19 protein-coding genes and 1 pseudogene are annotated in these 23,076 nt (G+C 56.3%); 5 read left to right on the top strand and 15 right to left on the bottom strand.

The window, feature by feature from the left end:
* Positions 1-45: 45 nt before the first annotated feature.
* Entirely contained in the window at positions 46-1,767 is a 1,722-nt protein-coding gene (locus AC0L24_RS28620; protein WP_473564494.1) for a hypothetical protein, read from the bottom strand.
* Between the two features lie 384 nt (positions 1,768-2,151).
* On the opposite strand from AC0L24_RS28620, the pseudogene AC0L24_RS28615 reads away from it, so the two are divergent.
* Positions 2,152-2,466, top strand: a pseudogene (locus AC0L24_RS28615) (Ros/MucR family transcriptional regulator); the annotation flags it as partial.
* Positions 2,467-2,815: 349 nt separating this feature from the next.
* On the opposite strand, the gene AC0L24_RS28610 reads toward AC0L24_RS28615, so the two are convergent.
* Together AC0L24_RS28610 and AC0L24_RS28605 are read right to left on the bottom strand one after the other, a co-directional pair.
* Entirely contained in the window at positions 2,816-4,141 is a 1,326-nt protein-coding gene (locus AC0L24_RS28610) for a lipopolysaccharide biosynthesis protein (protein ID WP_473564493.1), read from the bottom strand.
* 102 nt (positions 4,142-4,243) lie between these two features.
* A complete protein-coding gene (locus AC0L24_RS28605; protein WP_473564492.1) occupies positions 4,244-4,954 on the bottom strand; it encodes a hypothetical protein in 711 nt (236 codons plus the stop codon).
* Positions 4,955-5,222: 268 nt separating this feature from the next.
* On the opposite strand from AC0L24_RS28605, the gene AC0L24_RS28600 reads away from it, so the two are divergent.
* Entirely contained in the window at positions 5,223-5,771 is a 549-nt protein-coding gene (locus AC0L24_RS28600) for a heme-degrading domain-containing protein (RefSeq protein WP_473564491.1), read from the top strand.
* Here AC0L24_RS28600 and AC0L24_RS28595 read toward each other — a convergent pair.
* The 3 genes from AC0L24_RS28595 to AC0L24_RS28585 are packed head-to-tail and all read right to left on the bottom strand — an operon-like array spanning position 5,768 to position 8,864.
* Positions 5,768-6,688 (bottom strand): glycosyltransferase family 2 protein, encoded by a 921-nt coding sequence (locus AC0L24_RS28595; protein WP_164748681.1) that lies wholly within the window; start codon positions 6,686-6,688, stop codon positions 5,768-5,770. The two genes, AC0L24_RS28600 and AC0L24_RS28595, sit on opposite strands and share 4 nt — an antisense overlap.
* A gap of 14 nt (positions 6,689-6,702) precedes the next feature.
* The gene (locus AC0L24_RS28590; RefSeq protein ID WP_473564490.1) at positions 6,703-7,914 is read right to left on the bottom strand and encodes a glycosyltransferase family 4 protein; all 1,212 of its coding nucleotides are present in this window, start codon (positions 7,912-7,914) and stop codon (positions 6,703-6,705) included.
* Positions 7,911-8,864, bottom strand: a complete 954-nt coding sequence (locus AC0L24_RS28585) for an NAD-dependent epimerase/dehydratase family protein (protein ID WP_292633235.1) — start codon at positions 8,862-8,864, stop codon at positions 7,911-7,913. The genes AC0L24_RS28590 and AC0L24_RS28585 overlap by 4 nt, the downstream gene beginning before the upstream one ends.
* A gap of 229 nt (positions 8,865-9,093) precedes the next feature.
* On the opposite strand from AC0L24_RS28585, the gene AC0L24_RS28580 reads away from it, so the two are divergent.
* Positions 9,094-10,650, top strand: a complete 1,557-nt coding sequence (locus AC0L24_RS28580; protein ID WP_473564489.1) for a hypothetical protein — start codon at positions 9,094-9,096, stop codon at positions 10,648-10,650.
* Between the two features lie 120 nt (positions 10,651-10,770).
* Here the strand turns inward: AC0L24_RS28580 and wecB are convergent, their stop codons facing one another.
* From wecB to AC0L24_RS28555, 5 genes are read right to left on the bottom strand one after another with little or no spacing between them, the layout of a single operon-like run.
* A complete protein-coding gene (gene wecB / locus AC0L24_RS28575; RefSeq protein WP_473564488.1) occupies positions 10,771-11,910 on the bottom strand; it encodes a non-hydrolyzing UDP-N-acetylglucosamine 2-epimerase in 1,140 nt (379 codons plus the stop codon).
* Positions 11,903-12,913: a polysaccharide biosynthesis protein gene (locus AC0L24_RS28570; RefSeq protein WP_127271261.1), complete on the bottom strand. Its 1,011-nt coding sequence runs from the start codon at positions 12,911-12,913 to the stop codon at positions 11,903-11,905. Before AC0L24_RS28570 ends, wecB begins: the two co-directional genes overlap by 8 nt.
* 21 nt (positions 12,914-12,934) lie before the next feature.
* Positions 12,935-13,804 (bottom strand): dTDP-4-dehydrorhamnose reductase family protein, encoded by an 870-nt coding sequence (locus tag AC0L24_RS28565; protein WP_473564487.1) that lies wholly within the window; start codon positions 13,802-13,804, stop codon positions 12,935-12,937.
* Between the two features lie 11 nt (positions 13,805-13,815).
* Positions 13,816-15,111, bottom strand: a complete 1,296-nt coding sequence (locus AC0L24_RS28560) for a glycosyltransferase family 4 protein (RefSeq protein ID WP_292633246.1) — start codon at positions 15,109-15,111, stop codon at positions 13,816-13,818.
* Positions 15,108-16,991: a polysaccharide biosynthesis protein gene (locus tag AC0L24_RS28555; protein ID WP_292633251.1), complete on the bottom strand. Its 1,884-nt coding sequence runs from the start codon at positions 16,989-16,991 to the stop codon at positions 15,108-15,110. The genes AC0L24_RS28560 and AC0L24_RS28555 overlap by 4 nt, the downstream gene beginning before the upstream one ends.
* Positions 16,992-18,088: 1,097 nt before the next feature.
* On the opposite strand from AC0L24_RS28555, the gene AC0L24_RS28550 reads away from it, so the two are divergent.
* Positions 18,089-18,958: a hypothetical protein gene (locus AC0L24_RS28550; protein ID WP_473564486.1), complete on the top strand. Its 870-nt coding sequence runs from the start codon at positions 18,089-18,091 to the stop codon at positions 18,956-18,958.
* A gap of 2 nt (positions 18,959-18,960) precedes the next feature.
* Here AC0L24_RS28550 and AC0L24_RS28545 read toward each other — a convergent pair whose 3' ends face one another.
* The 3 genes from AC0L24_RS28545 to AC0L24_RS28535 all read right to left on the bottom strand — a co-directional run bounded on the left by AC0L24_RS28545 (position 18,961) and on the right by AC0L24_RS28535 (position 20,656).
* Positions 18,961-19,452 (bottom strand): DUF6088 family protein, encoded by a 492-nt coding sequence (locus AC0L24_RS28545; RefSeq protein ID WP_473564485.1) that lies wholly within the window; start codon positions 19,450-19,452, stop codon positions 18,961-18,963.
* Positions 19,453-19,680: 228 nt separating this feature from the next.
* Positions 19,681-20,457, bottom strand: coding sequence for an exodeoxyribonuclease III (gene xth, locus AC0L24_RS28540; RefSeq protein WP_473564484.1), 777 nt, complete (start codon positions 20,455-20,457; stop codon positions 19,681-19,683).
* A gap of 16 nt (positions 20,458-20,473) precedes the next feature.
* A complete protein-coding gene (locus tag AC0L24_RS28535; protein WP_473564483.1) occupies positions 20,474-20,656 on the bottom strand; it encodes a DUF3606 domain-containing protein in 183 nt (60 codons plus the stop codon).
* Between the two features lie 132 nt (positions 20,657-20,788).
* Here AC0L24_RS28535 and ligD point away from each other — a divergent pair, with 132 nt between their 5' ends.
* Positions 20,789-22,726: a DNA ligase D gene (gene ligD, locus AC0L24_RS28530; protein ID WP_473564576.1), complete on the top strand. Its 1,938-nt coding sequence runs from the start codon at positions 20,789-20,791 to the stop codon at positions 22,724-22,726.
* A 24-nt stretch (positions 22,727-22,750) separates the two neighbouring features.
* On the opposite strand, the gene AC0L24_RS28525 is transcribed toward ligD, so the two are convergent.
* Positions 22,751-23,076 (bottom strand): DinB/UmuC family translesion DNA polymerase (locus AC0L24_RS28525; protein ID WP_473564482.1); only part of this gene is annotated, 326 nt, incomplete at its 5' end.

Below are 23,076 nucleotides of genomic sequence, written 5' to 3'. Positions count from 1 at the left end.
CCGGTGGCGGCCAGGTCGCCCAGCCGAGCCGTAATCTTCTCGCCCTTAAATGAACTTGTGAATATCGCCCTGGATCGTGACGACGCCACGAACGCGGTTGTTCTTGCCCCACCGCAGCGAGTACGGCGAAGGTAGATATTCCCACTTCACCGCGCCGTTGATCGGCCGCCAGACCCCAGTGCCATCGGCAATGCGCTGATCCGTCCCGGCCGGGCCGCCTGCAGCGGCCGACACGCCGGCAACCATGCAGATGAAGTAAGCGCCGGCGCGGGACACGACATTGTCGACGACATATGCTGTTGACCCTGCCCACGCGGCTATTGCTGCTGTCCCATCATCAATGATGGAAAGTGCAGTGCCAGCCGGACCGCCTGCAGCGGCGGAACGGCCCTCGGCAATGGCGCGGTAGTAGTTGCCGCCGTTTGTCACCGTCGCACCGCGTTTGTAGAGCGTGCCAGCCGTCCAGGCGACGAACATGGTACTGTCGCCGTTGAGGTTAACCGCGCCCTCGATGTCGCAGTCATCGATAGAGGCGACGCCACCACGTCTACCAAGCTCAGTCAGCGTGAGATCGGTCGCAACTCCAGCGTTGTTGCCACGCGTGATCAGCCTGCGAATTTTGGCCCGCGATGGTGCCGCGATATAGAGGCCGCCCTTGTCTGATGCTTCGATCCGCAGCCCGTCGATATCAATATCCAGATCCGACCAGCCGATTTGATCGGCTGTCGCAGCTTGCGAGAAGCAGTAGACCGCGTGCGTGAAGCCGCAGATCGCCCGATAGGAGGTAATGTCTTTCAGCTTGAGATTGACCGCCTCTCGGATGTCGAAATAGCCGTGATCGTCAAGCGTGATGTTTTGCAAGGTGATGTCTTGCACCGGCCCCGTGCCGGCATGGTTGCCGGCCGCCCAATCCCAGCCGATGTAAAAGGCAGGAACCACGGCGGAGCCAATTGCCGAACCGCTGATGTTGGACAGCACGATGCGCTTGGCCACCTGAAAATTCCGCACCAGGCTATTGGCGACATACTCCGCGTAAGTGTCCGGCGTCGTCGTCTTGTAGTTGACCGTTGCGATGTTGCCGGTGTTGAACACAGAGAAATCGCCAATCGAGGCGTCCACCTGTTCGTTGACGTCGATGCACTGATTTGCGCGCGAAACCGATTGAAAGACGCCGCCCCGGATCACGACGCGCTGACTTGTGCCGTCCAGGTCGATCGCCTCCGAGAAATTCTCAAACAGGAAGTTCGTCATAACGAAGTTTTCGACATAGCGGATATTGAAACCACCCGTTACTTTCTGGTGTCTATGGCCGTGTATCTGGACGTTTTTGCTGTTCTGGATATGCGTGAAATAGCCCCGCCGAGCACCGCTCGATACGGCTTTCGTGTTGAGTAAGCGCAGCCCGTCGACGCCGACCGCATAGAGAAACCGTTGATTGCTGTTCGTCGCGTCCGCATCGTTCTCCGCGTCGAAGGTCAGGCCGTCGAATGTGATGTTCTTGCGCGCACCAACCGTCATGTTTTTGTTAGTTGAAAACACTGGCTGGAGATCGTTGGCGATAACGCCCGCGCGACTGACGCCATGCAGCACCGTTTCGCGCCCGGTGAACGTCACGCTGTCTAGGGTCAGGGCCACCGCGCGATAAACGTTGAAAGCGGTATTGCCAAGGTGAACGAAGAAACCGCACCGGGCACAAGCCGGTAGTTCCCGCAGGAAGGTCGACGCCGCCGATCCCCAGATTGTGCGCCGCCTGCACTGCCGGAGCATCGTCCGCCACGTTGTTCTTGCGCGCACCCTTTTGCGAAGCGGTCGGCGTGTCCGACAAGGTGTAGCCGACAAGCGTGACGTGATCGCTCAAGGTAATGACCAGGTCGCCGGCGGGGGTTCCAGTTTTTCGATATACGCCACCGCTGCCAGCTACTTGGTTGGTGTCGTAGAATGCCGTCCGTATGTAGTCGGGCGCGGCCACCGGGGAGAAGGCCTCTGCCGTCGCCTTCGTTGCGAATTGCAGGTCCAGCACCGTTGCACCGCTGGGGCCGGTCGGCCCTGTTGGCCCCGGAGGTCCGACAGCGGCCATGAGATCGCGTGTCGCTTCGGAGAGGCTATCGGGGGTGACCTTGCCGTTCGGCAGCGCGCCGTCGGAGCCCGACGCCGGTTGCGGAGCTAACAACGCTGACGCCGGCCGTGAACCCGAAGAAGTCGATATTTCCGGATTACATCATAAGTTTGGAAGACGGTCGCAAATTCAAATCGATGAAGCGCCATCTAGGTTTGCTTGGGATGACGCCCGAACAGTACCGCACGAAATGGGGTTTGCCTCGCGACTACCCCATGGTGGCGCCAAGCTATGCCGCACAGCGATCGAAGTTGGCAAAGTCGATAGGGCTAGGGCTAAAGCCTGCCACGAAGGATCCCGCCAAGAAAGCGCCGGCCAAGAAGCCAGCCCCAAAAGGGTATCAAGGCTAAAGGCGCAAAGCGCAATCTCACAAGGAACGCGTAAAGCGAAGCTGGGGCTTCGTATCTCCGTCATGCAACGCCTAGGGGTGTCACCTTACCCACAGGCTGGGCACGGCGAGCAACGCAGTCGCCGGAGAACCGTCTAACCACAACTTACATTAGGGATCTCTTGCAGATCAGCCTTATCTGGGGTATCTAATGGCGGGGGTGGTGTTATATGTACTGGACAATGTTGTTTCTCGGGATGGGTTGCATTATGGCCTTGTTTGGCCTCTTGGCTCTCAGTGGCCTGGTGGGCGACCCGGGTGCTCACAGGTTCAAGTCCCACAAGGACAAGCCGAACTAGTCAGCTTCCGCGCTACTTGTTTTTAACGACCGACAAGATTGTTGGATCGACATCGAATATCTTGCGGGCCCGCGCTGAGAAGAAACCTACCTGAAGCGCATTGCAAAACGCCGCGGCCGACGCGAGTAAAAGCGGGCCCCCCATCAGAACGCCAGCCGTACACAATACGACGGTTGCGAGGCCAGTACCCAAGGTAATGCGAAAAGCAAACTTTTCGTCGCCTAACACCATCAACAAAACTCCTGACGATCCGCCGAGAACATGGCAAACTTGGCCGCAGCCTAAGATCAGTGCTATCCATAAAGAACTTTCGTAGTGTGGGTTCCAAATCTGAACAGCGGCATAGCCAAGAGTCACCAACCCAAAATACATTAGGCAGGTCAGAAGCGTCGAAACACAAACCAATGTCCTGAGAGATCGCTGAAGTCCCGCGCGGTCACCCAGCGTCCAATGCTGAACCGCAGAAGGGGCAAAGGCGGAATTTGCGATGCTGAGCGGCATGATCAGTACCGTCGAAATCCTCAAGGCGACACCATATTGCGCAACTTCCGAGAAGCTAGTGAAGAGCGTCAGCAGAACCATGTCGATCTGAGATAGACCGAACAACATCAGGGTTGTTGCGAGATTCGGCAGAGTGCGAAGGATAATCGCTCGTAGGTTTGTCTCCACGTTTGCGGGCTCAGTCCAGCGGCGCGACATCACAAAAATGCTAAAAGCGCCGAAACCCGCTGCCATCGCGAAGCCGACCAAACTACATAATAGTACTTGATGAAGGGTGACGCTGCTGTGTGTCACTAGGGCAAACGCGAGGAAGAGGGCCACAATGGCACTGGGGAAGGCCATGAGGAAAGCCGAACTCCGAATCGAGTGAACCGCTCGAAGCAGTTCGACTTGGACAGACCCCAAAGCTGCGCAAGGAATGGCTACGGCGACTATCGGCAAAATTTCTCCCCATTCGTTGCCTCCGCCGCTTCTTATCCAATGTTCTGCAAGCCAGAATGCCAGCGCTGTGATGAGGCCGAAAGAGACAACCAGTCCCTGAATCCTAACTATAAGATCCCGCGCTCGTCCAAAGTCTCCTTTCGCGGTCGCGGCCGAGACAAGCGCCGGCACGGTAAATGTGAGGCCCAATTGAACCAGGATCGCAAATCCTGAGGTGAGGATCTGAGCAATGAAATAGATGCCGACTTTGTCTGGAGGCAAGGCAAGAGGAAGGAGCAAGGAGCTCGCAAGACCTGCAGCCAGTATGCCAACGCGGCCGGCGGCAGCGGCGCCACTAGCACGCCATATCGAGGGCGCGGAAGCGACCGGAAGATCAACGGAGATGGGGTCGCTCATTGGGAGGCGCTCGGCTATCCCGGGGACAAAGGGACGAACAGTTGGGAGTAATTGTGGCGTCTGCATGATTGGGCGCCCAATTGCAGTGAATTGGAGCCGGGGTTAGTCCACAAAATGGCGCGCCCACTCTGTCTGGATAAAGTGACCCTTCAGTTCGGCGTAGTTCGAGATGATCTCAGATTGGGCGCCAGTTCTCTGCCTTTTGAAACGGCTTTCGAGAGGTGCATCGCGCAAATTCAGAAATTCCAGGCAGCGCAATACGCCAGAGCCGTCGATCAGCTGTTCATATGTTACATGCAAATTGGGAAATTCACTCGCTATTCTACGCAAAGCGGAGTTGTCGCTTGTCCATTTCTCAAAAGCGGTCAATACTTCAGTTGGATCTACGTAAAAATCATTTATTTTTGTCGGCCCGTAATCCGATCTCCACGAATTATTTAGGGCCGCAAGTCTGTACGAAATATATTGGTCCAACAGGTTGTCGCGTGACAAGCGGACAATCTTGTATCCGAACCTCTTGAATGCTTCAACCGCGTCAGTATGCTCCAGCAGAGACAGGTAGGGCATTTTGAAACCGGTGACCCTGCTACCCTTTTTGTGGAGCATCTTCTCAAGATAGCTAGCCACGTCCTTCTGACGGGAGTTTCTGAAAGATATTGTGCGCCGCCTGACCAAGTCGGCGATTAAGCGCGCCGTCGGTGAGAATAGCTCGCCTTCGCACGTTGCATCTGGGTGAGAGTCAAGCAAAGCCTGGAGATAGCTGGACCCCTGTCTCCCCACAAACAAAATCGCGAAAAATGTATGATCAGTCATTGGCAGATAATTGCTACACCGTTCAAAGGCCCATTCATCCTAGACGTCTAGCACCATCCCGAGTATTTGACAGGGCGTAGGATGATTGGATGGATATTTTGCACATCAAATCAGAAACCCAGTGCCTCTATGGGCAACGGCCGAAGCTATTAGCGAGGAACTCGCCGATAAGGCCGCGTGGCTGCACGTCTTACGCGCTGCCTAGACCCATTAACTGCCTGTATTCCGACTCCTTGGCACGATTGCAAAAGCACGCGGACAGTTCGACATGACGGATAAGCCGGGAGAGATGACGCGCAGTTTGGCTTCAGAGGGGGATGCGAGTGATGTCCCGAAAATCGCTCAACAGGAATCCGTGCTCGTCTTCGAATCTTTTGAAGAAACAGCGGCCTTTAAGCTAGGCTGCGCGCTTAGTTCCATCGCAGTGCGCGAACAGGCCGGGATCGTTATCGACATTCGGCTCTGGGATCGTCAATTATTCTACGCCGCGCTTCCGACATCAACGGCGTCGAATGGTGAATGGGCACGGCGCAAGCTTAACGTAGTCAAGCTCTTTCACAAGAGCAGCTATCTCTTAGCCCTACAGCAGCAACGTGAGGATCGCACTTTCCCTCCCGGATACGGTCTGGATCCACAGGATTTCGTTCTAGCCGGCGGGGCTTTTCCAATCCGGGTCAAAGGGGTGGGCGTGATTGGAGCGATTGCGGTGTCTGGCCTCAGTCAACGCAGTGACCATAACCTCGCAGTAGCAGGTCTATGCGAGCACCTTGGAAAGGATGCCAACCTTTTGTCCCTCGGTCCCGAGACATGGAACTAGTCTCTGTTGGCTGCATTCCGTCGTTCCCGCATACGCACCGATACTGGGGCAAACGCGCACCGGGCTATCAGGAGAGCGTGGCTTACGGCTTTGCGAGATAGCAGTGTCCGCGGGTGCCTGGCTGCTGCCAATAATCGTTGAACGGCAACAGCTACGCGTCCCGAACGCCCATGGATCGCAGCCGACAGTAAATTAGCGTTTGCCCTAGTCTCACGCTCCCATTTGCGGAGTTCATCGGGAAGATCCTTCCGTCGGAAGAACGTCTCAATCATGCGCTGCGGTTCTTCTCCACGTTCAAATGGCACAGCTCGGTAGGTGGTCGACGCGCTATGCATACGGAATTCCGCGAGAACCTCTGGCACATGGTAAAAATTACCTTCCAATGCCAAGCGCAGGAAAAAGTCGAGGTCAGGAATCTGCCGAAGGTCCTCTCGCCAGTAACCAGCTCGTTCATAAGCCTCACGTCGAAAAAAGGCCCCAGGGCCCGGCAGGCAGTGCAGGTGTGCGTAGAGAGCACGACGCGAAAATTCCGGCGGCTGTAAGGTCGACCTGAGAGTTGAATGCTCGTCGATAATGTCGAAGTCGGGGTAAACCAAAACTACATCAGTGCGAGCCGACAATTCCTCCACGCAGCGCCGAACAGCTGTTGGGCGCAGACGATCGTCTGCGCTTAGATAGCCGAGGATGTCCCCCGTGCTCATTGCCCATCCTGTGGTCATGGCCGCACTCTGGCCAGCGTTCACTTGACGGTGCAATTTAATTTCAGGACCATAATTCGAGACGAGATCGCTTGTGCCGTCAGTTGAACCGTCATCTACAACTATGATCTCCAAGTTTGGATAGTCTTGGGCCAAGAGGCTTTCGATTGTTTCCGCGATGTAGTCTGTCGCATTATATGCTGGGACCACGAGCGACACTTGGGGACCTCTTATCAACGGTCCTCTCCGGTGCGCTTGATCGTCGTCGACAGGGCCTCGATCGCCGGTTGAGTTTGTGGCGTATCTACGACGACGTTTGCGGGAGCCCCCCTTTTTGCGATTAATTCTTCAAAGCGAGAAATCAGCTTGTCTACAATCGAAGGCCAGGCAAAAGTCTCCACTATATAAGATCTAAGCGCTCGTCCCTTCGACGGTAGATCACCACGTTCGGCCAGCATCGAGTGAAGCCCTCCATACAAGCCCTCAACAGTTGCCGGTACGACGTATCCACCACCCACCGTCTCGACTTCATCAAACCCACACTGGTCAGTGAGAAGAACAGGCGTGCCAACGATCCCAGCTTCCAGCGCCACGAGTGACATCGCCTCAGCTCGGGAAGGCACGACCAGGAAAAGCGCGCGTCTATATGCCTCGCTCCGTGCGCTCTCGCCTAGATGCCCCGTGAAGACAACCCGGTCGGCGAGGTGGTGCGCATTAACAAAGGATTCCAACGATACGCGCATGCCAAAGTCTGGACCTGCTACTACCAACCCGATATCCGGATATTCCTGACTCATCTTCTCAAACGCGCTTATAAGAAGATCGGGGCCTTTCACTTCGGCTAGTCGGCCGACGAAAAGGACATACGGCCCATTTAGTCCAGTCTCCATCGCTTCAGCTGCTAAAGGTTGTTCCTCAACCCCGTTTGGAACCACGATGACATTGTCTTCTGGCGATTTGAACCGCTCGAGTATCTGACGGCGCTCCAGGGGGGTGACCGCAATCAGCGTCGCTGCATTCCGAACCATCCGCTTTCCAAAGGCGATGTGGAAGAGATACGGGATCGGCCTAGGGTGATTGAGACCGACAAACTCCCCCGCAGCGCTGAAAGTATAAGGCTTCCCGAGCCATCGCGCGAGAAACGCTGTCGCGACCGACAGGAAGTTCCAGTACCCGAGAATATGAATGACATCAGCGTTTCGAACGCTGCGCATTAGCCTAAACGGATTGATTGTCGGGACCGAGAAGCGGAGACGCATCGCACCCGTAATATAAACTTGCATGTTCCTACCATGCAGTTGCTCGACGAGATCCCCGCCTTGCATAGTGACGATCTCGCAACGATGTCCTCTTTGCGTCAGATGGCTAGCAAGCCGCCTTGTTCGCTCTGCTGTGCCTCCTCCTTTTTGGGAATCGAGTGAAACTGTAGTCAGGAGGATATTCATGCGCCCGACATCCGAGTCACCCTCGCAAGATCACTGGCGTAGTTGTCCAGCCTGCTGGTGAACGCCTCGGAGACTAGCCCTAATTCCGTGGCCCTGATTGCAGAGAAGCGCCGGTCAATAGCGTGCGCCGGAAGCCCCCTCAGACGTAACAAGAATCTAAGGAAGAATCTTGGTGAGGTTGGTCCAAATTTCGGGAATTCTCGGCCGAATGCCAGGGCGAAGCGATCCTGGACAAACGCGAAATTGTTATTCGGATCGGAATCATCGGTAACTAGGACGATCTGTGAGCCATGGATTTTCCGGTCGAACGCCAATTTGACAAGTGCCTGTGCAACAGTCTCCACACTCACCAGGTGCATTCGTCTTTCACCGTAAAGAGCACGGCGGAGCGCAATCTTCCATGATGGGGCTTGTTTCATCTCCTCCGCCAAAGTGACGAGATTGCGTCCGCCGCATCCGAAAATAGCTCCCAGCCGCAACACAATCGTCTCGGCGAACGAGCCTGTCAGAATTGCCTCACCTATAAGATGCTCTTGCTCATAAGGCGACAACGCGCATGGCAATGTGGCTTCGTCGATTTGCCGGTCGCGTACCCCTGCGTAAACGTCAATGCTGCTAGCATGAATACAACGGGAAATACCGGCGTCACGAAATGTCGACTGCAAGCTCCGCAATACGGTAGGGTACCAACCGGTGCCGTCGGGGCGTAATAAGTTGATCATCACGTCGTAACCGCTCAAGGCGGCCAACATCTCGGCAGAATCTTCCAAATCGGCCTTTTTGACATTCACGCCGGCTTGATTGAGCCATTCTGGTTCCGAACGATGCACAATGAACCGGCTGGGTGGGAAGGCCGGATTGGCCAACAGCCGCGCTAGGGCCTCACCAACGAACCCGGTTCCCCCGAGCACTACCACGCGCGGACCGGTGTCACATTGCTTGTAGGTCATTCGGGCTGACTTCGAAAAAGGGCAGCGAATCGAGCCAATTTATGAGACGAGGCACAAGCCAATTCGCAATTCGCAGGGCTATATCATGGGGATTGCTTCTCATACAACGAATTGCGTCGCCGGCTGCGTGTATTATGGGGAAGAATCGCGATTCGTGGCGCAGAGGGTTTGGTCATGCTTGCCGCATGTCGGTATTTGGTCTCCGCGAGCATTGAAGTAAAGGGTTGATATGAGCCAATCTCAAAAGATTCAGCCATCCCGAGCAAATGTGCCTGGAAACGCGATTCTCTTGGGAGTTGCGCTGCTTGTTGCCTCAATGGGCTTCGTCCTTCTAGCCACCTATCCCGGCCAGTCGAAACTGATTCTCCTCTGGTTCTATGCATCGGGCTGCGCTGCCGTCTTCATCCCGCTCTGGCGTCCGTCCTCCTTTTTCGTGTTTCTGCTGTCGTCATTCCTTTTTGTAGGATTCATTGCAAAAGCGGTCGCTAATTTCGTATTTGGCATCGCGCTCATCGAGCCTACCAGCACATTCAGGACTGAGTGGGATCAGGCACTTGCTTTCGCAGCTAGTGGCTTTTCAGGGGTGTGCGCGGCTGGATTGGCCGCATCGTTTTATCCCGCGTTCAAGGAAATTCGGAAGGCGGTAGCGCCTCCTTTCGTGTCGAAATTTGTCGTCGTCGCGTTTGCAAGTTTGATTGCCGTTTCTATCGGGCTGTATTGGGCCAATTACTCATTTCACATTATACGGATTGGTTTCCCCTTGGGCATTAACATCAACCCCCGCCTGTATGCGGTCGCGGCCTTCGTGATCGCATGGGGGGCTCTTTTGGGAGGCCTAACCTTGGCACTGTGGCTGGTCGAACTACGCGACTGGTCGTATTCAGTGTTGATCTACGTAGCAGTGTTTCTTGGGCTGCTCGCATCGCTCTCGATGGGAAGCCGCATCCAGTTGCTTCTCTATGTTCTCGCCGCATTCGCGGTCGTCGTCTTACGACGTCGCGATGTGAGGAGTTGGGTTGCGATCGCAGTTGCCATGGGTCTCAGCGGATTTGTTTTTGCAGGCTCGCTTGCAGTAGTTAGCCTTGAACGCACTTTCGATTTCTCGATCAGCACCGCACAGACACAAGGCGTTCCACAGCAGCCGTCAGGCGTTGTTCCACAGCAGCCGACAGGCATCGGAAAAACTCTGGCACCGTCGCCCGACTCCTCGGCGCCTCCGGCTGCGACGATAATAGACAAGGTTGACGCAGTCAGAGGTGATCGTTTCGCCCTAGCCGGTCTCTACCGTCAACTGCGCAATCTCGCGGTCATGCGCTGGGTTGGACTTGAAGGGACGATGACGGCCGCGGCAAATCTTGACCATCTTGGAGGCGATTTGTTCTTGCATGTGATCAAAGAAGACCCAGCCGCTGGCGCCCAAGCGATCTACCAAAAAATGTCCGGTGACCGGTACGGAAAGGTCCAATATTATACCTTCCTCACGTTGCCAGGCCCCATTGGGGTGGCCAGCCTTTCAGGGTCGATAATCGTCGTCTCGGTATTCATGTTCTTTCTGACAATAGCTGGCCATTCGATCGAATGGTTGGCTGCCTGGGTCACACAAAATGTCGCCTCTGCGGCGGTGACAGGTGTCTCGTTAGCCTACTTACTCGTCCAAATGGGGTTCCCGTGGACTTTGTTCATTTACGCGATCGAATTGGTCCTGTCGGTGCTTTTCGTCGGTGCCGTTTGGTACATAGTTGATTGGCTGGCTACGGGTAGGCGGGCGGTTACCGCGAAAGTGTGAGGAATCTGCCGTATCAGATTTAGTTGGGCTGAGTTCCTGCCTTGCACTAGACGATGGCGGGCCGGAATGCGGCGGACGGCTTTCGCTCAGAGCTGCGGGGAGACGAAGGCACGATTGCGGTCAGACGGCGCCAGGTTCGTGTTTCCTCCAGACCCGCCTGTTGATGAAGTCCGTGTAACTTAGAACGATCCGCAGCACCTTTTCGGATACATTGTCGGAGCTATAGTCAGTCGGCAAACGCAAGGTCCGCATCGCGCCTCGTGACTGAGTCTCCAATATCTTAAGCCCGTCAAAAACGCGCTCTATGTCCAGGCCAACCATCATCACTGAGGTCTCTTCGAAGCCTTCGGGGCGCTCATGTACCTCGCGCAGATTGAGGGCGGGAAAGTTCAGGATCGCGCTTTCCTCAGTTATCGTGCCGCTATCCGAAAGCACGGCTCGAGCCGAACACTGGAGCCTAATATAGTCGAAGAACCCAAACGGTTTTTTAAACCTGACATTTTCATGGCAGCTGGCACCAAGCGCGTCCAAACGTTTTCTCGTGCGAGGATGGGTCGAAACGATGACTGGCTCCTGATATCGCTCGGCAATCCCATTGAGGACATTAAGCAGCTTCCTTAGCCGCTCGGGCGAATCCACATTTTCCTCGCGATGAGCACTGACTACGAAGAAATGTTCTGCCGTCAAGCCGAGATTGCTGACCGCCGCCGAGGCTTCGATTCCGCTTCTGTAGTGCTCGAGCACCTCGCGCATCGGACTGCCGGTAACAATTACCTGGTCGGGTGGGAGGCCTTCTCGCAGTAGGTAGTCACGAGCAATCTGGCTATAGGTCAGATTGACATCCGCGGTATGGTCCACAATTCGGCGGTTAATCTCCTCTGGAACACGGAAATCGAAGCAACGATTTCCGGCCTCCATGTGGAAGATGGGCACCTTCCGCCGTTTGGCCGCAATCGCCGCCAAACAGCTATTCGTGTCACCCAAAATCAGCAGTGCGTCGGGGCGATGACTCTCGATCGCCTGATCAGCCGCGATGATGACTTTCCCAATTGTCTCCGCAGCAGAAGCACCTGCAGCTTCGAGGAAGACGTTGGGCGGCCGAATGCCCAACTGCGAAAAGAAGACCTCATTCAGCTCATAATCATAGTTCTGGCCACTATGAACGAGCACGTGATCGAAATTGGCATCGAACTTTTCAATGACCCTGGACAGCCGAATAATCTCTGGCCGAGTCCCAACAATGGTCATGACCTTAAGCACGGAGCGCCCCTTTAAGGATGTCCAACTGCGATAGCAGTGCCTTGACCTGACCAACATCGAGGCGAACGGTGTTGTGAGATGTGTAGTCCTCCAGCTCTGAAACCATTCGCTCGCCTTCAACGAAATATTTGTCGTAGTTCAGATCCCGAGAATCGGCCGGAATCCGGTAATAATTGCCTAGGTCCTCCGCACGCACCATTTCCTCGCGCGACACCAAAGTTTCGAAAAGCTTCTCACCATGACGAGTCCCGATGATTTTCACCGGATTGTCCCGTTCGAATAGTTCCTGCATCGCCTCAGCCAGAACCCCCACGGTAGAAGCGGGTGCCTTCTGAACAAATATATCGCCCGACCGTGCGTGCTCGAATGCATAAAGCACTAAGTCGACTGATTCATCGAGCGACATCAAGAAACGTGTCATGTTGGGATCGGTTAATGTCAGGGGCTTGCCGCCTAGCAGTTGGTCAAGGAAGAGGGGGATCACTGAGCCGCGGGACGCCATGACGTTGCCGTAACGGGTGGCGCAGACGACGGTGCGAACAGAATCGCTGACTCGCGATTTCGCGATCATAACTTTTTCCATTAACGCCTTTGACATACCCATAGCGTTTACAGGGTATACAGCCTTGTCAGTGCTAAGCACCACGCAACGCTGGACGCGATGACTGATCGCAGCGCGAAGCACGTTTTCAGCGCCGAGAACATTCGTTTTGATCGCCTCCATTGGGTAAAATTCGCAAGACGGCACTTGCTTGAGCGCCGCAGCGTGGAAGATGTAGTCGGCTCCGCGAACTGCATCATCGACAGCGTGATAATCGCGTACATCACCAATATAAAATTTTAAGCGATCGTCCGGCAACGACAGGCGCATATCCTCCTGCTTTTTTTCGTCCCGGCTAAAGATACGGATTTCTGCGAAGTCCGTTTTGAGGAATCGAGCCAGCACAGCGTTGCCAAAAGAGCCGGTGCCCCCAGTAATCAAAAGGGTTTTGTTGGAAAACATTAACGTCTCGCTCGAGGATGTTTAGCCAAAGTCATACATGGATCGGATTAGAACGGGCCAGTCGGGAGGGCGGTACCCGGTAGCGTTCTGGAAACGAGATGAATTTAATGACCGGTCAATCACCAACTGGTCGTCCGGAACGATTTGGGTCTTTTTGCCGTAGACCTCGGCTATGATTCTGAGGAGATCATACTTGCTGATTGGATCTGACGACACATGGTACACGCCGGTGAGTTTGATATTTGGCAGGACGAAATCGCGAATGATCCTGGCGAGTTCCACGGTAGGCAGTCCGGAAAATATGGCTCGGGTGAACCCTTTAACGTCAGCCTGTTGGCTCAAAAACCAGTCGACCAAGCCGTGTGAAGTGTTCAACTCGCGGCCGATTATCGAAGTCCGAAGGGTTATCGCGTTCTCACAAACTACTTCGCCCAGCAGCTTGCTCCGCCCGTATAAATCATCAGCATTGGGCCGGGCACTTTCGCTGTAGTTCCCGGCCGCACCGTCAAAGACACAATCGGTACTGATATGAACGAGACGAGCCCTCGCGACTGCGCAGAGGCGTGCCAGCCGATGCGGCAAAACTGCATTGATTGGAATTGCGGCGAGAGGGTCATTCACAGATGACATCTGCTTGACAAGCCCAATGCAATTTATGACCACATCCGGATTTGCCACCGCGAAAATCTTGCTTAGACCATCAAAATTCTCGACGTCGCCTGTGTCGATCAGCGTCGCCCGACTTTCTGGAAAAACAGGATGCAGATTATTTGAACGGGTGGAGCCAAAAACTACGTAGCCTTCGCTGTTCGCAAAGAATCTGAAAACTGCATTGCCCAGCATGCCCGAGGCACCGAGGACAAGGATTCTGGGGTGCGTCGATTGAGCCATGGTATCTCTCGCTATCTCCGTGATGCTCGTCGCTCCCTTAAAGCCCGACGGAAATGTTCGACTAAATCAAGAGCGAGTGGACCAGGTGCGAAATGCTGATTGAAATATTCACGCCCCGCGGTACCCATCGCCTCCCGCGTTTCTCTTGGGAGGCCCTTCAATCGTATGATTGCCTCTGCCAGGGCTATGCTGTCTTCGGCTGGCACAACTAGGCCCGCCTTGGCCTCGCTTACGATATCGGCCGCCTCGCCATCAAGGCACGCCAAGATGGGGCGCCCAGCTGCTAAGTATGTCGGGAGTTTGCTCGGCACCGTCAAACCTAAACCCTTTGCCCTGTTAAGTGTGACTAGGAGAGCAGAGGCCTGTGCAAATACCGCCGGCATCGCCTCTTGCGGAAATCGTCCTACTAGCATGACATTGGTGAGATGAAGTCGCTCAATTTCGGTCCTGAGCCACTCAGACCGGCTTCCACTTCCAACAAGCACGATGTTGATCTCGGGATCTGATATTCGGCCTGCCGCGTCTAAAACTGTCTCCAGCGCCTGAGCTGACCCGAGATTACCCGCAAACACGACATTGAACCCGCGCGTAAGATCCAGAGGCGAACCCGTGAATTTGCTATCCACCGCCAGATTCAAATCGCCAGGATTGGGGTGGTATGCGATTGGCACCGCATCGCCGGCAACGGCGCGTATCTTTGCGATGAAACCGCGTGACTGGGCCAGAAGAAGGTCGGAACGTTGGTAAATGAAGCGAGTGAGGGCCTCCACAGCGCTCAGCACTCGCTGGTTGCGAACAAACCCTGTTTCTTCCAAATTGTCCGGCCACAGATCCTGGACCCAAATCACATGAGCGGCAGATTTGAACTGTCTGAAAACGGCCCCTACCAATCCTTGCAGAATCGGGGAGTTCGCATACACGAAGACAATATCGTATCGCTTGGATCGCGTTAAAAATAGCCCGATGATGCTCCCCGACACGACGAATGAGAGGTAATTCCACACTCTCCGTAGCCCCCCGCCTTTGCCTCGCGGCACAACAGGCACCCGGTGTATCAGGTACCCGGACGGATGAATTTGCGTGCCTGAGCTAAGCGCTCGGTAGCCTTCAAATATTTGGCCATGCGGATAGTTCGGCTGACCAGACAAAACCTCAACGTCGCACCCACACGAGCGAAGCGACTCGACAACCTCGTTGATCCTAAACGTTTCAGGCCAAAAATGCTGACTCACGACCAGCACCCGCATCTTCTCGTTAATTCGGTCTGGTGACGGGCTGCCGCACAAAGCCGCGGTCGCAAAGTTCATGACTTAGCCGAACGCTTTATGCTCATCAGCAGGTGATCTTCCATGTCGGGAGTGAACTCCGGCACAGTCGATTTGAGGAGCTTCACTGCGCCTTGCAGATCCCGGGCGCTGACTACGCACTGCATTTCATCAAAAATACGCACAATTACAGCACGTTTGATCGACCGCGACGATGCCGCCAAGATGCCTGAGGCTCCTGTCTCACTCAAGGTCTCTTTGCTGTCGAACAGCTCCTCGTAGAGTTTCTCTCCGGGCCGCAGCCCCGTGTAGACAATCTGAATATCCTTGTCCGGTCGACGTCCCGAGAGCCGAATAAGATTTCGCGCCAAATCGACGATTTTCACGGGAGACCCCATATCGAGCACGAAAATCCGGCCTCGCTCATGCTGTGGCGCGGGGGTGTATGCCGCCGCCTGTAGAACGAGGAGACAGGCCTCAGGGATCGTCATGAAAAAGCGTTCCATGTCGGCATGAGTGACGGTCACAGGACCACCCGCCTTGATCTGCTGTTCGAAAAGAGGGACGACCGAGCCAGCCGACCCCAAGACATTGCCGAACCGAACTGTGATGAATCGCGTGCCGATGACCTCCGGGTCGAGGTCCAACGCCTGGCAATACATCTCCGCCATTCGCTTGGTTGCCCCCATAACATTGGCGGGATTTACCGCCTTGTCGGTCGACACCATGATCATCCTGGATACATTTGCACTGAGCGCCGCATCGGCGACATTTCGTGTTCCGATTGCATTGGTGAAAATGCCTTCGAGCGGCTGAGCCTCAACCATCGGCACGTGCTTCAGTGCCGCAGCATGGAACAGCACATCAGGTTTGAAGCGTTCAACGATCGTGCGCACAGCCTCTTTTTCCCGCACGTTGCAAAGAGCGGCTTGGATATCGATATTTTGCCATCTCTGAGACAGCTCGGACTTGATTGTGTAGAGCGCGAATTCGCTGGCATCGAGAAGAATTAGGCTTCCGGGATTCAGGTCAGCAATCTGTCGTGCCAACTCAGATCCAATGGAGCCACCGGCCCCTGTAATCATGATGGTCTTACCCTGAATCATCGACTGGATCTTGGGCACGTCCAGTCGAACGGGGTCTCGTTGCAGGAGGTCCTCCAGCTTGATGGGCCGCAGTTCGATCTCCGCATCGATGCTTTGCATATCGAGCAGATTTGGCAGCCGAAGGATTTCTAGCTTCTGAGTTGCGGCAATTTCGACCAGCGCTTCAATGCTGGCATGACGTTCATAATCATCACGTGATCGCGTGAGGATTATCGCCTCTGGGCGGCGCCCCCGAGCCTCAAATCGGGAGAGAATCTGGGGTAGCCGTTCCAAAGGCCCCATAACTGGAACTCCGCGGATAGATCGGCCTGTTCTTCGTCCTCTCTCGTCAATGATTGCCAGCACCTCAAATGAGGTACGATCCCTTTCCTTTATAGCCCTCAGGAAAGCTTCCGCATTGTCGGTAGCTCCGATCAAGAGCACGTTTCTTCCCCCGGCGGGTTCGGCCTTTCTTCTTCGTTTGCTGTCATGGTGATTGCGGTAAACTCGATACGCAGCGCGAGGTCCGGCCAACAGCACGACGGTGAACGCCCAGGCTATGACAACAGAAGAGCGTGGGATCGCATTCAGCCGTATCAGAAGGAACTCAGCGACAATAAAGAGCGCGATGGCCACGCTAGTGGCGCCAGCGATCGCTACCAAGTCAGGAAGCGACGCATAGCGCCATATTCCGCGGTTTAGTCCCAGCAAGAACCCTGCCGTACTGACCATGACCCCGAAGAGGATAGCTGCTCCAAGCAATACCGGCCAATTCAGGAGGAAGCCATCAAAATCCAGTCGCAACACAAATGCAAGTAGCATCGCGACAGCACCCATTATGCCATCGTGCGCTAGGGCCATTCCTCGCAGCGTAATTGGCCTAGGGATAGTTAGACCCCTTCTAAACTTTATCCTGACATCAGAGCTGCCTGGAAGGCCGCACCTGGCTTCCGGCACCTGCTCAAGGCTTTCGTTCAACACAGATGGTCACGTTGATCAGGCGGTTCACGGATGTCTCACCCCCCAAGACAAGCTGTCTCCTCGAAGCTCGGACAAAGGATCGAACCAATTTGAGCCAATTTGTCCAACTGTATAGACCAGCGAAGACGCTTCGAGCACGGATAATAATCTCCCCGGCCGGAAGCCGCGGTCCAATGATAGCTTTCGTTGACGAAGCACGATCACGTAGCGAGCCGTGATTCGGCCGGTGATTCTATTTGCATGATGTATTCAGTCCTCCACTACGCAACAACTACTTGGTGGATTCCATAAGGGCAACGATAATGATCCAGTCGCCCCCACTTTTTGAACTTGGGCTCGATTCTGGCGGCGCCATCTCTGCCGAAGAGCCGGCGATCGCCGACCGATCGGACTGCCGACTTCGGATTTTGCCAGGACGGTACCTTGGTCTATTTGGCAATTGGACAAGTCTTCGTTGCACAGCCAGGCCAGAATGATGACGTCCTGGCGTTATCGACTGAGTTTCTTGTGGGCAGAGCCCGCCGCGGCGCTGTTCCTGACGCATGCACAGAGTGCGATCCTTACCGCCAACACGCGGATTGGTAACAACCCACAGGAACGGGTTTTGGTAACCCTTATCGAATGAGTCGCGCTCGAACTTCTTGGCACATTCCTTTCAGGCTTAATTTCGGACAACGACAGATAATTCTGGACGGCATAGTGGAATTGCGATCTCGGTGTCGAACTTAGAAAAGCTGGCGCAAATCCAGCCTGATCGGCCTCTCGGCCCGGAAGAAAAGCGCAGTTGCATTGCCCCGCTGAACCGCCGATCGCTATCGCCCAGGCGCTGGCGAATTAAGCAAAGGTCCGTTCGCCTCCTGCAATCTGGGAGTTCTTGTCGACATCGGCGCGAAGGGCACTTGCGCCGTCGTAAAGCGTTCTCCTGTCACAGACGCGGTGAAGGCTCCACGATCATGAAGAGAACGGGTGGATCAAGTTCGAATGACGATGCTCCACCGGGCGCGCCGGCATCCTTCCTCTTTGATCGGACCACCGTCGAACGCTTCCGGAAGAGTTTTCCCCGTGCTCGCTGGAGCGATGAACTCAAGGCTTGGTTTGTCCCCGGAAAAACCGCCGCTCGGCGCTTCAATCGGTGGCTGGAGCGAGAATTCGCCGGATCGAGCGTGCATGCTGACAGCAGGGGACGTGACGCCTACGCCTTCGATCCGATCGTTTCCAAGTACCTGCTCGTGCACCAGGATCGGCTGGAGGTGCAAACACCATATTCTCGTTCGGTGGTAACGGTGATGCGCGACGTGCCGTTTGCGTCCTGGGAACCCGACAGGCGCGTTTGGACTGTCCCTTATCGTTCCTACGAACAACTGCATCGACGCTGGGCGGAAATTGAGGCGGCGGCCATTCGCAGCGAGCCCGAAGCGCGAAAGCAGCGCGCGGCGCAGAGGCGGGGGGCCCCGCAAGACGTGGCGTCACGCGCACGTGCCACCGAGCGTCGCCGCAGGCGCTATCCGCTGGATCCAAACGATCTTCCGCCGCTTGGCCGGCCGGTAATGACACGGGGCTACGGTGCCGTCGTCTTCATCGGATGCGATGGCGAGCCCGTTGACGGCGACATTCTTGGTTCCCAGTACGCCGGCTTTCCAGACCACCATGACTATGTCTGGGGTCGGTGGCGTCCCGCCACCCTCGATGAGCTCATCAAGACCTGGCCCTCTCGAACCGAGACGGAAATTGGTGACGCGCTTTGGTGGCAGCCAACTCTTGATGACCTCAGGGTCGCACGAAAGGCGGCGCGTGGGCTGGAAAGACGGCGCCGTCGAGTGTGACCCTATTTGCCACCGTTCAGGCTCTTCTCGATCTGCCCCGCCGACGCCATGATATCATCGAAGCTGGGCGCGGCGCCGAAGATCATCGCGGTCGTGTTGGCGTAATCACGAGCAAGCGCATCGACCATCTTGGTCGCGGGCTCGAGCGCTTGGACGACCCGCATCCCCGGCCGATCCGCCCAATAGAGGCGGCTTGGCGCGGCGTATTTGAAGTGGATTTCCTGGCCGCCGAGTTTGATCGGCTTCAATCTCGCATCGACCAGCACCTCGATCCGCGCGGGTACGGCCGTGGTAAGACCAAGATCGTTGGCGGCCGTCATGCGATCGATGACGGTGCGCGCGTTGTCGCGGCGTGTTACGGCCCGGATCACGGCGCGATAATCCGGCACGGTGGCGCGGCCGGTCAGAGTATTGGTCCGCGGGCGGTCATAAAAGACCGCGGTCAATCCGGCGAAGCTCTTGAGCGCAGCCAATCGCTGCAGGGTCTTGTCCACCGCGGCGCGCGCGCCGAGATCGGCAAAGTCGCCCGGGTTCAGACCTCCTCGGGCTTGGACTCGATGCGCGCGAGCACGCGAGAGCGCAAATCGGTGTCGTGTTCGACCGCTTTCATGTCCGATATGCGACAAGTTTCGGACAATGGCAGGAAGTGTGGTTCTAAGAATGCTACCAATTTCGGATGGCGAAGTCTTAAGCCGCCTGCATTTCTCGAGGATAAACTCGCGCTACTCAAGCTCGATCCATGCCGGCGCGTGATCGCTCGGCTTCTCCCATCCTCGCGTCTCAACATCCACCCCCGCACCGCGAAGCTTGGGCGACAACGAGGGACTGACCAGCAGATGGTCCATTCGCAAGCCAGAACTCTTGTCGTAGCCGCCGCCGTATGAGTGATTCCAATACGTGTAGACTCCTTTTTCAGGATGGATGCGCCTGACCGCGTCGATCCAGCCGTCCTCGAGCATCTCGGCAAAGGATTGGCGACTCTCGGGAAAGTAAACCGCATCGCCGATCCATCGTCGCGGGACGACGGCATCAATCGGCGTTGGGACGACATTATAGTCGCCGCACAGGACTGTTGGCGCGCCCTCTTGGAGAAGAGCTTGGCCGTAGCCGATCAGACGGTCGAACCAGCGCAACTTGTAGTCGAACTTGGGACCCGGGGCGGGATTTCCGTTTGGCAGGTAAAGACAGCCGACAACGAGCCCGCTGACCTCCGCCTCGATATAGCGGCTATGGCTGTCGTCAGGGTCGCCAGGGAGCCCGCGTCGGCGCTCGATCGGGTCAGCTCCGCGAGCCAGGATGGCGACGCCGTTGTAGGATTTCTGGCCGTGCCAGATCGCACCATAGCCAGCGTCGCCGATCGCCTCGGCCGGAAATTTCTCATCAGAGGTTTTGAGTTCTTGAAGGCAGACGACGTCATAGCGCGTGGCCTTTAGCCACGCGATGAGGACCGGTAGGCGACCATTGACGCCGTTTACATTGAACGTGGCAACCCGGACCATAGCCCGACGCCGTCGTTCAGTTCTTGCCCAGCTTATCCTCGACCTTCTTGCGGCTGTTGCCGACCGATTTCACGGCCGACTTGACCTCGGCGTTGCTCGCGCCGGTCTTACCCGCCTCGTATTTCACTTCATGATCCTGCCCGCCAGCGACCTTCACGCGGTCCCGGTTGCGTCCACGTGTTGTTCCTGTATTGGGCATTTCGTCCTCCAAAAGATTGCCATTCCAGATCCAACAACGCAGCCAGTGTCTTCCGGTTCAATGTCTCGACTTACCGGCGTGGAACCGAATCCCGTTCAGGGTATTGAATCGAGCCATGTATTCGAATTCCACATGCCGGCCCTAGAGGCCGCCCTCAGCAAAAAGCGCCCTCGGCGCCGGGACTCAGAATCTACCCCTACTTATCCGCTGCCAGCGTTTCGTCCGTTCCAGCTCTGCACCCTGACAGACGCCATACCCGTGGGCAGCAATTGGCTGTTCGAAATGAAGTTCGACGGGTATCGTGCCCAAGTCGCGATTTCCGGCTCTAAAGTGGTGGTCTACACCCGCAACGGCCACGACTGGACACGACAGTTCAAGGTGATCCTGCCGCCGCTTCAGGCGCTAACCAAAGGCTCCGCACTGATCGACGGCGAGATCGTCGCGATCGACAGCCAGGGCCGCACCAATTTTTCCATGCTGAAAACCGGCATCGCCGCAGGCATGCCGCTCAAGTTCTATGCATTCGATCTGCTCGAGCTGAATGGCGAGGATCTGTCGACCCAACCGCTGCTCGATCGCAAGGAGCGGCTGGAGTTGCTCCTTGGGGACCGCGACGTTGGCGACAGCCTGCAGTTTTCCGGCCACATCGTCGACCGGGGCAGACAAGTCTTCGACGCCATGTGCGAGGGGGGCCACGAAGGCGTTATCGCCAAGCGCGCCGACAGCCGTTACATCGGCGACCGCACGACCAGCTGGCTCAAGATCAAATGTACCAAACGACAGGAATTCGTCGTTGGCGGTTACCGCCCCAGCGACACCGGCCGAGGCATGGCCTCGCTGATTCTCGGCACCTATGAGAAGGGGAAGCTGGTTTACCGCGGTCGGGTGGGGACGGGATTCACCCAGGCCATGCGCAACAAGATCCTTGCGCAGTTAGAGAAGCGACGCCTCGATAAACCGGCCTTCGCTTCCGTGCCGCGCGACATCGCGCGAACCGGTCGGTGGGTAAAGCCCGAGCTTGTTGCCGAGGTGACCTATGCCGAGGTGACACCGGATGGCAGCCTGCGCCATCCAAGCTTTGAGGGCATGCGCGAGGACAAGCGGGCCAGTCAGGTAATGATGGAACAGCCCAAAGCGCTCACTGCGGGCACCGCTGCCAATCTCGATCCCCAGATGGGCAAGGAGATCGCCGTTGCCGTAGGCGTTTCCCTCACTCATCCAGACAAAATCATGTACCCCGGAAGCGAAATCACCAAGGCGACACTTGTGGCGTATTACGCGGCCGTCGGCGAGAAAATGCTGCCGCATATCCAGGATCGGCCGCTTTCGTTCGTGCGCGACAGCGATGGAGACTTGGCAAAAACCTTCTTCCAGAAGCACAAGCTGCCGGGCATGCCCAAGGCGATCCATGATGGCCAGTTGGCTAAGATGTCCGGCAAAGAAAGCCGCATCCTGTGGGTCGATGACCTGGCAGGGTTGATCGGCGGCGTCCAGATGAATGTCCTCGAGTTCCACGTGTGGGGCAGCCTGCGGCAGCAGCCAAACCTGCCGCACCGCATGATCTTCGACATCGATCCCGACGAGGGCCTGGGCTTCGGCGACGTTAAGCAGGCGGCGCTCGACATTCGCGGCGTCCTCGAAGCGCTCGGTTTACAATCCTGGCCACTGCTGTCCGGCGGCAAAGGCGTGCATGTCGTCGTTCCGCTCGTTCCCGAAGCGGACTGGGAGGAGGTCAAGGGCTTCTGCCAAGATTTTGCTGAACTGCTGGCCCGCACCGACCCGTCGCGTTTCGTCGCCAACATGAGCAAGGCCAAGCGCAAGGGCCGCATGTTTCTCGACTATCTGCGCAACGGACAAGGCTCCACGGCCATCTGCCCCTGGTCGACCCGTGCGCGGGCCGCTGCCTCCTGCGCTGTGCCCGTAACCTGGGAAGAGTTGCCGAAGCTCACAAGCGCCAATGCCTTTGACGTCTTTGCCGCTGCGGCGCGGGCTCAAGAGCCCGATGCCTGGGATGGGTATTTCGAGGTCGAGCAGACGCTTACGGACCGTATGCGCAAAGCGGTTCAGTAGCCGACCAACTCGGTCTGGATCGCATCAAAACAGTCCTAGCTGATCTGCGATCGGGACGCTGTCCATGCTTTCCAAGGATGACAGCGTCACACCCAGCAAGCGGATGCCCTTCACAACCGGGAACAGGTCGGCGAGCATGGTCTGTGCCACCTCAAGCATTTCATCGGCGCCCAGCACGAGCCTTGGAAGGGTACGGCTGCGTGTTACCTGCTGGAAATCGGTGAACTTCACCTTCAGCGTCACGGTCCTGCCGGACAGGTGCTCGTGTAGGGTTTCGTCAAAAGCTCCGTTCCAAAATCGAGCGTGCCATTGTGACAGCGATACATTGTCCTGCCCATTCGTTCGAGCAT

Source organism: Mesorhizobium sp. WSM4809 (assembly GCF_055811655.1).
This window is presented reverse-complemented; position numbering and strand designations above follow the sequence as displayed.